General features: G+C 59.1%; 11 protein-coding genes and 2 pseudogenes. 5 read left to right on the top strand and 8 right to left on the bottom strand.

Translation table 11 applies throughout. The features are described 5' to 3' along the window. The first annotated feature begins 321 nt into the window (after positions 1-321). The gene (locus AB4074_RS23670) at positions 322-582 is read left to right on the top strand and encodes a hypothetical protein (protein ID WP_441415574.1); all 261 of its coding nucleotides are present in this window, start codon (positions 322-324) and stop codon (positions 580-582) included. 324 nt (positions 583-906) lie between these two features. Here the strand turns inward: AB4074_RS23670 and AB4074_RS23665 are convergent, their stop codons facing one another. Beyond that, on the bottom strand, positions 907-1,659 hold the full coding sequence (locus AB4074_RS23665) for an SDR family NAD(P)-dependent oxidoreductase (protein ID WP_441415573.1): 753 nt from the start codon (positions 1,657-1,659) through the stop codon (positions 907-909). A gap of 68 nt (positions 1,660-1,727) precedes the next feature. Then, entirely contained in the window at positions 1,728-2,690 is a 963-nt protein-coding gene (locus tag AB4074_RS23660; RefSeq protein ID WP_441415572.1) for an NAD-dependent epimerase/dehydratase family protein, read from the bottom strand. Between the two features lie 2,261 nt (positions 2,691-4,951). Between AB4074_RS23660 and AB4074_RS23655 the strand changes: the two genes are divergently transcribed. The 4 genes and pseudogenes from AB4074_RS23655 to AB4074_RS23640 all read left to right on the top strand — a co-directional run bounded on the left by AB4074_RS23655 (position 4,952) and on the right by AB4074_RS23640 (position 8,109). Then, positions 4,952-6,226, top strand: a complete 1,275-nt coding sequence (locus tag AB4074_RS23655) for an IS110 family transposase (protein WP_441415571.1) — start codon at positions 4,952-4,954, stop codon at positions 6,224-6,226. Positions 6,227-6,370: 144 nt separating this feature from the next. Next, positions 6,371-6,817, top strand: a complete 447-nt coding sequence (locus AB4074_RS23650; RefSeq protein WP_441415570.1) for a hypothetical protein — start codon at positions 6,371-6,373, stop codon at positions 6,815-6,817. A 257-nt stretch (positions 6,818-7,074) separates the two neighbouring features. Next, positions 7,075-7,230: pseudogene (locus AB4074_RS23645) on the top strand (LacI family DNA-binding transcriptional regulator); the annotation flags it as partial. Between the two features lie 27 nt (positions 7,231-7,257). Next, on the top strand, positions 7,258-8,109 hold the full coding sequence (locus AB4074_RS23640) for a substrate-binding domain-containing protein (RefSeq protein ID WP_441415575.1): 852 nt from the start codon (positions 7,258-7,260) through the stop codon (positions 8,107-8,109). A gap of 330 nt (positions 8,110-8,439) precedes the next feature. Here the strand turns inward: AB4074_RS23640 and AB4074_RS23635 are convergent, their stop codons facing one another. The 6 genes and pseudogenes from AB4074_RS23635 to AB4074_RS23610 all read right to left on the bottom strand — a co-directional run. Further along, a complete protein-coding gene (locus tag AB4074_RS23635; RefSeq protein WP_441415569.1) occupies positions 8,440-8,610 on the bottom strand; it encodes a hypothetical protein in 171 nt (56 codons plus the stop codon). A gap of 611 nt (positions 8,611-9,221) precedes the next feature. Continuing rightward, positions 9,222-10,289, bottom strand: coding sequence for a flavin reductase (locus AB4074_RS23630; protein WP_441415568.1), 1,068 nt, complete (start codon positions 10,287-10,289; stop codon positions 9,222-9,224). Between the two features lie 45 nt (positions 10,290-10,334). Continuing rightward, positions 10,335-11,750 (bottom strand): alpha/beta hydrolase fold domain-containing protein, encoded by a 1,416-nt coding sequence (locus AB4074_RS23625; protein ID WP_441415567.1) that lies wholly within the window; start codon positions 11,748-11,750, stop codon positions 10,335-10,337. Then, positions 11,747-12,967: a CaiB/BaiF CoA transferase family protein gene (locus AB4074_RS23620; protein WP_441415566.1), complete on the bottom strand. Its 1,221-nt coding sequence runs from the start codon at positions 12,965-12,967 to the stop codon at positions 11,747-11,749. Before AB4074_RS23620 ends, AB4074_RS23625 begins: the two co-directional genes overlap by 4 nt. Positions 12,968-12,983: 16 nt before the next feature. Beyond that, positions 12,984-13,793 (bottom strand): enoyl-CoA hydratase/isomerase family protein, encoded by an 810-nt coding sequence (locus tag AB4074_RS23615; RefSeq protein ID WP_441415565.1) that lies wholly within the window; start codon positions 13,791-13,793, stop codon positions 12,984-12,986. 108 nt (positions 13,794-13,901) lie between these two features. Beyond that, a pseudogene (locus AB4074_RS23610) lies at positions 13,902-14,186 on the bottom strand (hypothetical protein); the annotation flags it as partial.

Raw genomic sequence — 14,186 nt, 5'->3', positions numbered from 1 at the left:
AACTTCAACCGATTCTCATCATTCAAAACCGGCGTCGACCACTTGTCCACACGAACATCCACCGCCTCCGAAGGCACGTTCAACATCTCTTCCGTCCTTGCTGACAAGACTCCACCTCGACTTAGCTCAATCATGCGCGGCGCCCGAAACAACCCAGACAACCACACCACCCAACACTTATGAATACGATACCATAGCAGCATTGAATGCGATACCGCATGACGTGCTCATAGAAGACCTTTGCGAAGCTGCAGTCGTGGCCACCGTGGGAAGTCTCCAGGAAGGCCCTACTTTGGATTCGATTCCAAGAATGGTGCCCACGTGGGCGGAAACGATTTTCACCTGTGGGACAAGTCCGATGGCTACCGGCGCATCGGCCTGGAGCTCCCTGACGGCGATGAGCCACGCACTATCGACCTGAACCAGCACCACGAGATCCTTGAACTCGTTACCGCCGGAGACGGGCCCGGGGCAGCAGGACTGGCCCGCGCGCACATCGCGAACAGTCTCACCGCATCGGTTACCGGAGGCGTGGAAGAACGTGAAAACTTCTCTCCTGCAGACTTCGAGAAGACCGCCTAGTACCTGCCTGCTTCGAGCCGCCCGTTGGGGTTTCCCGTGGTTGCGTCACTTTACCGCTGCCGAAAACCCGCCAAATACCGCCGCGAATCACTACCGAAAGGCGTTATACGGCAATCGATCAAAGAATCGATCGCCTCTTGATCAATATGACCATCCGCGAGCAGCTTCCGGGTCCCTTCACTCCGCGCATTAGCATCCACCGAGGCAGATTTCAGTCTGGGGTTTGTGCTGATCACAGACAACGCAGCGCGGTCTCCATCGTTCATCACGCTGTCCCATGGGGTATAGACAAACACAGAAGCCCAATTGCTGCAGCGCTGACGGCTACTGAGGCGCCATGCGGAGCGCTCCGTCCATTCGCACGGTTTCGCCGTTGATGTAGTCGTGCTCGGCGAGCATCATGACGAGTTGCGCAAACTCGTCGGGTCGCGCGAGCCGCTGGGGGAAGGGAACTCCCGCGGCGAGCCGCGCTCTGTAGTCGTCAGCCACGGTAGCCAGCATCGGAGTATCTACAATGCCGGGGGCAATCGTGTTCACCCGGATTCCGGACCGTGCAAGGTCTCGAGCGGCCACGATTGTCATCGCGGCGACTCCACCCTTCGATGCTGAGTATGCGATCTGTCCAATTTGGCCTTCGAACGCCGCAACAGACGCGGTATTGACGATGAGGCCGCGCTGGCCGTTTTTATCCGCAGATTTTTCGCACATTTTCTCGGCAGCGAGGCGCATCACGTTGAATGTGCCAACGAGGTTAATATCGATTGTTCGCTGAAACGTCGCTAGATCGTGGGTGCCTTTGGATGACAGGATCCGACGAGCCGGTCCGATCCCCGCGCAATTGACAGCAAGGCGAAGAACGCCATTTCCGACTGCATCGAGCGCCGCCCTCACCTCATCCTCGTTCGTAACGTCCGCGGCTACGTATGTCAGTCGATCCTTGCTAGGAGCCTGTTCGATAGAGGAAGGCAAATCAATGCCTACCACAGTGGCGCCTCTCGCGAGGAGGGCATTCACAGTTGCCGCGCCCAGTCCGGATGCAGCTCCCGTCACCAGCACGGTTGCGTCTTTCAGTTCCACGATTCTCCTTCGACTTAAATCATCAATCACATGTGTTCGGCATCTGCGACAGAGTCCCGGTGCTCAGTTCACGTCAAGCTACGGGAGGTGTTCGATTCCTGTTCGCGGAATACCGCAATCATCTCGGCGGCGCCGGCGCGGAAATCGGTCTGCGGTATCACGCCCAGATCGCGTTGAGCCGCACTGCCGTCGATGAGCGCCGTTTCCCAATCTCCGGAATTGGATTCGTGAGAGATATGCGTACCAGGAACCAACTCTTGAAGTGTGTGAATCACATCATGCCAGGTGATCGTCTCCACTACCGGGGCGTTGTAGAGCGACAGCGGTGTGGAGGGGCCGACCATGGCCGCCACAAAGGCGCGGGCCATGTCAGCGTTGTAGATCAGCTGGAGCCGACTCGACAAATTTTTGGTCTGGTTCAATACGGCGGGACGGCCCAGTGCCACATCACGGATCATTGAGTTGAATCCCCCCATGCCGCCCGTGTAGCGGCCCATCCCGTATGAGAGAACAGGTCGGATACCTACTACATCCAGGCCGAAGAGATCCCGATAGGCGTCAGCGGTGATTTCAACAGTTCTCTTGCTGGCGGCATACAGATGCATTGGTGACGTGGGTGAGTTCTCCGTTGCCAGCGAGTCTCCATACATCCCCTGCGGCCCCAAGACGGAGACCGTACTGGCGTAGCAAACACGCTCGATGTCGAGGGCTACAGCTGTATCTAGAACATTTCCAGAACCAACAATATTCACGTGGATTGTTCGCATCGGATTCGCATTGGACTCAACCGCTAGGTATGCGGCCAGATGCAGCACTCGAGTGACATTCTCGCGTCGAGCGAGTTTCATCAAGAAGGAGAGATCAGTAATGTCACCCTCTACCACCACAACGTCGTCAATGACATCCGCGATATTGGCTCTGTTCACTTTGAAGTCCAGCGCGACCACCCGATGGTCTAGTCCTACAAGCTGTCGCACGACTTCCGCACCGATCTGCCCAGTGCCACCCGTGACGAGAATACTGTCCGTCAACTAAAGACTCCCTTGTTGTATGCAGGAACTGCCGCTCGGCGGCACCCCGTCAATTCGGCGCTTCGTTCAACCCTTAGCTCGTCCAGCCAAGACCGGTTTGCCGCGCATGAACCGTCGCCTTGCCTGGGTCCGCTCGACATGTGCTTGATACTGCGATGGACTCATGTGTCATTCGCTCAATGCCGTAAAGAGCCGCTCACCATTGAGAGTTCTTATCGAGGCGATTAGTAGCCTGACTCAGGCGCCGCACCATTGAGCGCCTGTGGGACGACCACCAACACGCTACCCTGCTTTGAATACGATGTCAATCTATCGGCGAGACGCTAAAAGAGGATGATTAAAAAGGGCTCATCGCCAGACGGAAGGTGGGCGATCCTGAATCGACCTCCTTCGGCACCACCTGCATGGGGCTGCTCGAGTCGCCCGTCAATCGCCCTCCGTTGGTGGCTTTGGCTTCTCAGCCGCTGCCGACATCGATCGATGATGTGGTCGGTGAAGTGATGGACTCGAGCCTCGTTCGCGCTCACTTTCATAATGATCCGCGCGTAATTGAGGGTTCTTATATAAAGAGGCGATCATCACGTTCACTCAGGAACCTGCACCTGTGGGTTTCTGAGACGACGAACACTGAAGGTACCGGCGTTTGAATACGATGTCAATCAGAGCGCGAGTCGTTAGACGGTCTCGCATAATCAGGGCTGATCCAACACGAAAGTGTAGGTCGCATCCTGATTTGGCCAACCGTGGCGAGCGACGTCGCGATGTCGTGCGTGAGGTGGCCGGGGAAGTCGGGCACGAATCAGCCACAAACTTGACAGGTGCGAACATTGCGCGGAGTCGGAGGACCGGCTTTTCGATGGGCACGCAGATCAAAAAGCCGGGTGATCAGTCTGAGGAACGTCAGGGGTTCATTTTGCATGTCCAGTTTGTATTTGACCCCGGTGCGGGAAGATAGCCGCAGGAGCTGCCCCGGTCCCCCCTTGCCGGAGGTGCGACGCCGAGGCTGTTGTTTACTCCGACGCAGAAGCTTGATCATTTGGACGCATACGAGGCTGCCTACGAACGCGATCAGGGCGGGACCTATCTGCGGGAGCGGGGCCTGTAAGCATCTCTGATCCGGCGCCGACTGCGCGAGCAGGGGGTCCTCGAGGGCAAGAAGCCCACCGAGAAAGTCGGCAAGCTTACCGCGCAGCAAGCCAAAATCGCCCGTCGACGCCGGCGAGGGTGAGCGAACGCAAGCTGCCCCGGACTGAACCGCGTTGACAATCATGGAAAAGTACAGCAGCTCTTGGAAGACATCTCCGAGGACAATGAGCAGCAGCCCTGGTTCAAAAAGCGCTAATAGGATTCCTACGTAACCCGACTTCTGCCGTTATCGGTACCCGTGCAGCGCAGGCCTGACGGGACTCGCGCCACGGTGCCACCCGCCGTCAATCTACCCCCGGCTCCCGTGCTCTCCACACTCGTCGTTCCGGCGAACAAGCTCACCGAGGCTGAAGGCGCGCTCATCCTGAAAACAGTAAACTCGCCCGACTATATAATCCATCTGGCTCCGATCCAGATCTATGCCCGACTACTGGCGAGGGCATCTACCAATGGAATCGGTTTCCACCATCTACCGGGTCCTGGCCGCGATCGGGCTGATCGCCGACCACCGCCCGGCCAAGTAACCGACATGCAAGAACCCGGAACTGGTCGCCACAGCACCGGGGCAGGACATCACCAAGCTACCCGGCCGGGTCAGGGGCACGTACTTCGATCGCTACATGCTCGCACTCAAGGCCCCGAGCCAGAAGTGATAACCCGTACACGGGGCGTGGTTCAAGACCCTCAGATACGCACCGGCCTTTTCGGAGCGGTTCTGCTCCATCCTCGACGCCGGGAATTCGTAGCCGGCTTCGTGGACTGGTGCAAGGCCTGCACACCGCCACAGATGTGCACTACGGCATCGCTTTCGGCAAGGCCGTAGAAACGACGGAAAATATGACGGCCGCGCGGCGAAGGACCAGAACGCTAGCCAAAAACGGTAATACTGGAACAGTCCTTGAGCCGGCATGACCCAGCCAAAAATTGACGTGCCTGGCGGCACTGTCTTTCCGACGATCTGTCTGCCGGCTCAAGGTCCGTTAAAAGGGGTGTCGAGCCAGGCGGACATGACCTCATAGGAGCCTGATACGACCAGTCCCATTACCGTTTTGTCTGCCCACCTGGCCCGCGCCCGATCAATCAACATTCGACGCGACTGAGGGGCAATTTCCATCTTGGCAAGCGAACCAACAAAAGTCATCGCGGGCATCGACACCCACGCCGACACACACCACGTAGCCGTCATCAACGAACACGGCAAACCCCTCGCGGACAAGGAATTCCTGGCCGTGGGATCCGGATACCGGAAAATCATCGACTTCATCACCTCCTACGGCACAGTCATCGTCGTCGGGGTCGAAGGAACCGGATCGTACGGCGCCGAGCTCGCCAGAACCCTCCGGGGTGAAGGACTGACCGTGCTGGAGGTCAACCGCCCAAACCGGGCCGCCCGCCGACTCAAGGGGAAGTCCGACCCGCTGGATGCCTACCAAGCGGCCAAGTCGGTACTCGAAGGACGGACAAAGGCGATCCCGAAGGCCAAAGACGGCCCCGTCGAATGCCTGCGGATCCTACGTTCCGGGCGCGCATCAGCAATCAAGGCCCGCACCGCCGCCATCAACCAAATCAAGGCCCTCCTCGTATCAGCCCCGGACAATGTCCGGGCGAAATACCGAGCGCTAACCACCTCCGCGCTGATTACTGCCCTGCAGCGCACGAGACCTTCAGGACACCTGGCGGACCCCGAGTACGTGACCCTACTGACGCTGAAAGCATTGGCAGCCAGGTGCCAGGCCTTAGGAACAGAAATCGAGGCTGCTGACGCAGCACTCAAGGAAGTCCTCGACAGCTATGCTCCGATGCTCTGTGATCTCCCAGGAGTCGGGACCGAAGTAGCCAGCCAGCTGCTGATCACTGTCGGCGACAACCCGGACCGTCTGGGGAACGAAGCCCAGTTCGCATCACTCGTCGGGGTCGCCCCGGTACCAGCCTCATCTGGCAAGACAACCCGCCACCGGCTCAGCAGAGGCGGCGATCGCAGCGCCAATAACGCCTTGCATCAGGTAGTCCTGGTCCGCATGGCGTCGTGCCAACGAACCAAGGATTACGTGGCCAAACGGACGTCCGAGGGCAAGAGCAAACGCGAAATCATGCGCTGCCTCAAACGCTACGCAGCCCGCGAAATCTACCGCCAGATCACCAACCCCCGGCCGGCACCCAACAACTCCGACCTCCGCCGCATGCGGAACGAACTCGGGATCACCATCACGACCGTAGCCGGCGAACTTGGCCAATGGGTGTCCATCCTGTCGCGTCTGGAACGCGGACACATCCGTAATGACGACCTCGCGGCGACCTACCGACAATGGTTGACTGAGCAAGTCACACGTTCATTGAGACCCAGTCAGAACAGACAGCCAAAATCCCGAACTGACCGATGTTATGCATGAGACGAGAGCCGACGACATACCGGCGCCATCCCCACTAGTACAGGGAATGTCACCCGAGGCGACGCAAACGAGTCGTTGGCAATCCGTCACCTAAGTTTGTTCCGATGGGCTATACATAGGCATGGCACCGAACGGAAATCGACGATGAGCACGCACCCGGCAGTCCAGAGAGCCTTGGCCCAAGTCCTCAAGGGAGAAGTGCTCTCCTTGCCTGTTCTCATGTCCATTGACCACGTAGCCCTTCGTGAAGCTGCAGCTTCATTTGGCGGAGCCTTAGTCATTTCGCCGGGGGCTGTTGTTTCTGTCCTACGGGGGCTGGACCAGGGTGTCTACCCGAACGACCTGGTGCAATCTTGGGCATCCTTTGTACGCCGTGGCTATATCGCGAACCAGAAGGGCGGACCGATCCAGCCCTTGAACATCGACTATGAGGAAGTTTGGGAGAATCCCATTGTGGAAGCGGTGTCCAGACTGGATGAAATAGGAGACATCATCGATGGCGAGATCTCCAGTGACGAGGTCCGTGACCTGATTCAGCTGCTGGGGAGCCCTGAGCCTCACTGCCCGCCGCGGTCAATCCGTCCATCATGAGCAACCGTTAGCAGCGTTCAATGCCAGTCTCTGACTGATTTGACGACAATAGGAGCATCGACGGTCCCAAACTCCTCGCCCGATGCCGGTGGACCAACCGGCCCTCCGAAAACCCGCCCACCAAACTCAAATCCTTGACGAATATCGCCCCGGAGAGGAACTCAGCAAGCCCTTTCTCGCGACGTTTCTTGAATACGTACGCCATAAGACACCTGGGAACACTGTGTTGGGCAGGTTTCGACGCTAGTATCTGTGTTGTGACCATTACAAGTGAAAAAGCCATATTAACGAGCAGAGACATCGCGCGGCTGAGCGGCGTGTCGCAAAGTACAGTGTCGCGCGTCCTGAGCGGGCACCCCAATGTCTCGGCGAAGACCCGCGCCGCGGTCACGGAGGTCCTTAATCAAACTGGGTTTGTGCCTAACGCCTCTGCTCGAGCAATGCGTACCCAACGCTCAAGGTCGATCGGGGTCGTCGTGGCTACGCCTGTCAACTTGTACTCCCTGGAAGTGATGGGACAGGTCCACGAACACGTGTCCAGTCACGGACTCCGTTTGAGTGTATGGCTGGCCAACGCTGATGGTAGCGCCCCGGATGCTTTGCAGGCGCTGCGCGAGCGGTCCGTCGACGGCTTAATCTACACCACAGCAGTCGATCACATGCCGGAGCTTGAGGCCGATATAAATGCCGGTGCACCGATCGTGCTCATGGGGCGCACGATCCGCGGTGTGGCGACGGACACGGTGGCCGGAGCGAACGTACAAGGCGGCGGCCGGGTAGCTGACTACCTGATCCAGAATGATCGTCGTAAAATCGCGTGGGTAGGGGGTCGAGCGTTCAGCCCAGGGCGTGAAATCGAGCAAGGTTTCCGGAAGCGCCTAGCGAGCCTCGGGTCCCCAATAGACGAAAGTCGCGTCGTCTACGGAGACCTTTTCTACGCTTCCGGCGAGCAGGCAGTCGAGCACCTATGGAATAGCAAGAGCAAACCTGATGCGATCTTCTGCGTCAACGATCTTGTCGCCTACGGCGTACTCGACGCCGCTCGCAAGTCCAACATCCGTGTTCCGGAGGACCTCTGGGTGATCGGGTACAACAACATCTCGATCTCGGGCTGGGCTGCGTACGACCTGACCACGGTATATCAGCCGATTACAGACATGGCCCGGATAAGCGTAGAGCTACTCCTGCAGCGGATTGAGGGAACACAAGGGCCTTCGCCACAGCGGCGACGGCTCGAGGGGAAGCTCATCGTTCGAGGCTCCACCGCCCACGCGCCAGCCGAGCCGCAGTAGATATGAGGCGTACGCTAGCAAGAGACCTCGCCGACTGACCTACCGGAAGTAAGGGCGCTGTCGTCCACCGCTCCAGTCAATTACTCGATCAATGTAGCGGCAGTACTCTCACGCGGTCTTGGCGAATGCGAATTTTCGCTTGGAGCCTGGGTCGGGAATGCCTGCGCGTCCCGACTGCTCAAGGCTGCCGTGACACGGTCCATACCGGCGAAAGTCGTCTGGGCCGAGACGCGTCGCGCGGATCAACTCTGTGGAACGTCGACGCCAGGGCAATCGACTGCTCATGGCTTTGACATTAAATCTAGAAGCAGTCAATTACGTATTCAGCACTCAGTGCAGCTGAACCATGTCGTCGGTAGGCCGCACGGGGCTTATCGTCAAGATCACGCGGATCAGCTTGACCATCAGGTCTGGTCGCACGATCCGGTTAGCCGGATTGGCAGCCGCTAGAGCGTTGGGGATTTGCCGCTTGCGCAGACGGCATTCTTCGACGAGCGACATGGGTGTTTCCCGTTCGCCTTCGTAGTCTGCGGCAAGGGGGTATTGCCACGCGATCGGAATGACCCCCTGGAGTTGCCTTGGACGAGCCAGTCGAGATGGCGTTCCAAGCCTTCGTTATCGGCCGGCTGAACTGGGTGCTGACCTAATCGCTCTCTCCACCTGTCCGTCGTCCAGTGCCGCGATGTTGCCGTCGCGATGCGGGTAGTGGAGTGAAGTGTCGATGATCACGGCACGTTCGGGAGCATGCTGGACTAGGATCTTGATGTCCAGTATGCGACCAAACGGCACGGATGTGATGCAGCACAAGCTGCGGCATCTGCAGAGCATGGAAGCCGAGTCGAGGTGGGGGGTCAACCATCTATTAGGGCGGACCCCTTACACATCGATGAAACACCCTCTGCCTGTACCGATACGAGACACGGGTTCTCTTCCATTGGACGTCCACAGCGCTGCCTGCGTGGCGATTGCCGCGACCGTGTCCCGGTTCCAAATTTCTAGCCGAAGCCGCAAGCGGCGCGGAACAGGAAACCGCACATGTGTCCTTAGCGGACAAGTAATCCGGCACAAGAAACAGCGGGACGGTTCGGGTCAAATAAGCTTCGCTCGCTGCTTTATTGCGTCCGAGGAAGGTCCGAGGGCCGAACAACATTGAGTGCGAACGCCGTGAAGGCGTCTTCTACCTCTGAACGTTCCAATCGACCTCCGTCACGGAACCACCGAGCGATTGAGAACAACGAATCGCAAATGAACTGTTGCGCCATTCTTGCGTCGGCTTCGTAGAACACTCCGCTTCTCGTGCCGCGCTGAATTACCGCTGTCCAGCGGTTGCGGAAGTCCTCTTCCAGTCCCTTCAGCCGCTTCGACGCCCCGAGAGTGAGACTTGCTCGTTCACTCTGAAACATGATCGCAGCGGCACCGTACTCACGGAGGGTGTCCAACGACACTCTGACCAGTGCCTCGAGTTGCGCCTCGGGAGTTTGCGCCACATCGACCCGCTCGTCGAAGCGTTTCAGCAGAACCTCAAGAAACCCGACCAACAACCGCTCTATGACCTGCTCACGAGTCTCGGCCCAGGCACGTGCCTCGAATGCGTTCAAGCCCAGCAATGCGGCCACCTCTTCGGCGAGTTTCGCCGAAGAGTCATCCGCTGCGGTTGCACCCGCACCATTCCCTGGCGACGGGTCCGGCAGATGCACCTGTCCAAAGCGGCCACGCAGGAACGTCATTGGCAACTCGTCGGACTCAACGTTGAGGTCAATTACTCTGCCGACCACGATCTCGTGATCGCCCGAGTCGAAGACCTGCTCGATCTTGCAGTCGACCCATGCGGTCACGCCGCTCAAAATGGGGGATCCGGTTGGTGCCGGCCTCCAGTCGGCGCCCTCGAACTTTTTCCCGTCGCGGGCGGAGAACTGACGACTCAGTTCTCCTTGGCTGGCACCTAACACGTTCACGCAAAACGAACCCGATGATTGGATCTTTGGCCAGCTGGTTGATGACTTGGCGGGCATGAACGACACCAAGGGCGGGTCGAGGCTCAGAGAGTTGAAGGTGCCCACAACCATGCCCACAGGCCCACTACCGGCCACGTCGGCGGTAATGATGGATACCCCGGTGGGATAGTGACCGAGGACGTTCCTAAAGAGATCTCCGGCGATTGCCGGCGCTTCGTTTTCCATAAGATACCTTTCGTCGTGAAGCGATTCGAATCACGCTTCGGAGGACTAACTAGTTGGCGATAACTGGCTAGATACTTGCGCCCTCACGAACGCACCGATCTCGTCCAGTGCCTGCTGCCCCTGGGGCAGGAACGATGAGAACAGGGGCCAGACGTGGACCATGTCGGCGTACTCTTTGTAGTCGACACTCACGCCTTCTCGGCGGAGCTTGTCGGCTAGGTTCAGCGAATCATCGCGCAGTACCTCGGCACCGCCCACCAGCAAGAGGGTCGGGGGCATCCAGCTGAGATCGGACGACATGGGGAATGCCGCTGGAGCTTGCTCGGGACTTTGGCCGTTCAGATACAAGGCAGCATTCCGGCGGGTTCCCGCTTGCCTGCAAATGGGATCGATGCTCGCGAGCTCTTCGAAGCTGGGATTGGTGACCGTCAGGTCGATGAGAGGCGACACCATGGCCACACAGGCGGGCAGGGGCGCACCGACGCCGTGCATTTCGAGGAGGGAGCTGAGTACTAGTCCCCCACCCGCGGAGTCTCCGACCGCAAAGCAGGACTGCGGCCCGACCTCATCGAGCGCAGCTGCAAGTACCCGGCGCGTATCGTCGACACCCGCTGGGAAAGGGTGCTCAGGGGCGAGCCGGTACTCAGCAACAAATATTCGCGCGCCGGTCGCCGCGGACACCTCCGCGGCGAATGCGCAGTACCCCTTCGCCGAACCCATGACGTATCCGCCCCCATGTATCAGAACACCGGTGCGGGCTCTTGAAGTACCTTCAGCTTGGACCCAGTACCCGTCTACACCGCCATACGTCGCGGCGGCGATAGAGGCGTTGTGCCGCACGGGTAGCTGAGCGAGTACGAGCTCGAATCCTTCGCGTTGTTGCTCCAGAGTCACGCTCTCCCTAGGTGTCGCTTCGCGGAACATCGTCACTACGCGATCGATCAGAACGGCAGTGTTGGCTTTGTCGTCCTCAGCAGCCTTCTGCGCCTGGTGCAGCTTTGGAGCGCTCGAGTACCAGTACACGGGTTCGGCGATGACGACGGGCTTGTCAACGGTGTCGGTCTCGACGACCACTTTCAGCGTCACTCGCACGCCCTCGCCTTTGACGGTCGCGTCGAGCATCGTCACGCTGAGTCGCAGCTTCGAGTCGACCGGAATCGGGCTCGTGATGCGCACTCGTTCGCTGCCGTAGATCAGCGATAGCGTGACACCCTCCACCTTGTAAATCTTGTCCATCAAGCGCGGGATCATCGACAAGACCAGGTCGGCGTGCACGAGCGTTCCGCCGAACTGGCTATTTTCTGCCCGGATGGGGTCGGTGTGAATCCAGTCGTCGCTGCCCGTCAAGGTGGCAAATTCATCAATCATTGCCTGCGTTATGACGGGCCCATCGGCGCATCCGAGGTCATTGCCGACCTGCGATGCGAACTCGTCAATGCTGGCGAACACTCGGGGGCTCATACACTCTCCTTGCTCGGTGCGTAAATGATACTTCGCTCCTGGAGCGACTGCGCTTCTTCAGGAGCAAACCCGATTTCGTCCAGAAGTTCTAGCGTGTCTTCCCCGAGCCGCGGCGGGCGGTATGAGGCGACCCGATCCCACGTACTGGAGCGGTACGGTGTAGACGGCAACCAATGCGGCTCAGTCATGTCGTTATCAACCCAGGCGAAATCTCCGTAACCGCGCAGTTCAGCGTCACAGACGATTTCCAGGTGAGAGCGCACAGGCCCAGCAATGATGCCCGCTTCACCGAGCAGCTTCGCCCACTCCGCCCGCCCCTTCTGGGCAAAGATCGGTGCGAGAACCCCCTTGAGTTCTTTCTTATTGGCGATTCGATCGGCATTGGTGACGAAACGAGGGTCGTCATGGATCTCGGGAATCTCCAGCAGGTCACACAGCTTCCTCCACTGATCCGGATAGTAAGCGACTACCTGCAAATATCCGTCTGCGACGCGGAACATATCCGTCGGAGCACCCAGAGCACCAGCCGTGTTGCCGCCACGTTCAACCTCTTCGCCAAAGCGGGAGGCGATGGCGAACGCAGAGCTCTGCACATAGGTCGACACCTCGAAGAGTGACAGACGAAGGTCAGCACCCACGCCGGTAGAGGTGCGCTGGAGTAGAGCAGCGAGGATAGCTTGGCCGATGGCAAGTCCGGTGGCCGCATCGACGACCTGGATGCCGACCTTATAGGGCTCGCCATCCTCCGGTCCGGTTATGGCCATCAGGCCGGACTGTGCCTGCAATACCGCGTCAGTGCCTGGCAAGTTCCTTCCAGCACCGTCCGGGTTATACCCGGACAACGACGTGTAGACAATGCGGGGGTTCATTGCCTTTACTGCCTCATAGCTGAAGCCGAGCCGATCCATGACCCCGGGTCGGAAGTTCTGCAGGAGAACGTCACTCGTCGCGATAAGCCTTTTGATGATCTCGCGACCCTCGGGGGTTCTGATGTCTACCGCAAGTGCCCGCTTGCCGCGGTTGTACGCGGCGAAGATAGCGGGAATCCCCACTTCCGGTCCCACATTGCGCCCCAGTTCACCCTCTGGGCGTTCGATCTTGATCACCTCGGCCCCAAGGTCTGCGAGCATCACACCCGCCGAGGGACCCGCGATTAGCTGCGTGAAGTCCAGCACGCGGTGTCCAGCGAGTGGACCTTGAATCATTTCGTTAGGCATTTCTCTGGAGTACCTTTCATCGACCTTGAAAAGACGGCATGTCATTCTTCTGGATGAACGCGTTACGGGCGATCTCGTGATCCCTCGTTGACCACGCGTCACGCTGACTTTCTGCCTCGAGCTGAAGCGCGTCATGGATGCTCGACGACAAGCTGTCGTCGAGCATGCGCTTGGTGAGCCCGAGCGCAACAGTGGGACCAGCGGCAAGTTGCTTGGCAAGTTCCATTGCACGTCCGAGGACGGCGTCCGGTGCGCAAAGCTCTGTGACGAGTCCCCACTGGCTGGCTTCCTCGGCAGTCAATCGTCCCTTGATGAAGGCAAGTTCCTTGGCCCTCGCTGCGCCCACGAGGCGCGGCAGCGTGTAGGACACGGCAAAATCCGGCACAAGTCCAATACGGCTGAATGCCAAGACGAAATCCGCCTGCCTCGAAACCACGCGAAAATCGCAAGCAAGAGCTAGGCCGACGCCAGCTCCGGCTGCCACGGCGTTGACCGCTGCAATCGTCGGCTTCGCGAGCCGCAACAGAGGCAGGACGATGGTTTCGTGCAGTTGGCGCATCGCCTTGTCCGCCGCTCCGGGAGACTGCAGTTCATGCATTGCCTTGACATCGCCTCCGGCGCAAAATGCCTTCCCGGTTCCTGTGATGACTACGCAGCGAACCTCGGGCTTGGAAGCCTCGATGAGAGCTTCGCTTAGTGCGTGCTTCATCTCAGTCGTAAGAGCATTGCGGTTACTGTCCCGCACCATCTCGATCAGAAGCACAGAATCCTGTAGCGATAGTCGAACCTGCTCGTCCGTCCGGACTGCTGTGGCGCTTGTCGACATGTGGTGTTCCTCTCCATTAAGCGCGGTTGTGGGTGCACCGCAATAGGTGCTGTTCCGCCGGGCGGTCCGACCGTCCCCACGGGTAGCCGGGGGTCGGTCTGCTGCGGTTCAGCTGCGGAGGCCGGCTTGGATCATGAGGGGCAGGATGTCGTCTTCCATCTGCTGGAGTCCCTCGTCGTAGTCGACCCAGGAGATCGCCACTCCGTCGAGTCCGGCGTTGGTCAGCTCCAGCAGGGATGCGACGACCTGCTCAGGGGTACCAACAATCGTCATGGCACCACGGCCGGCAGCGAGCCGCTCGATTGTCTTGGCGTGCTCTTCCGGATCAACGTCGAAACTATCCGAGTTCGCGCTAACCCCCGCAAGCAACTTCTCGATCGCGGCAACATCAGC

It is taken from the genome of Arthrobacter sp. 2MCAF14, assembly GCF_052115645.1.
Taxonomy (GTDB): Bacteria; Actinomycetota; Actinomycetes; order Actinomycetales; family Micrococcaceae; genus Arthrobacter.
Note: the sequence above shows the minus strand (reverse complement) of the source record. Positions and strands in the feature narration are given on the sequence as shown.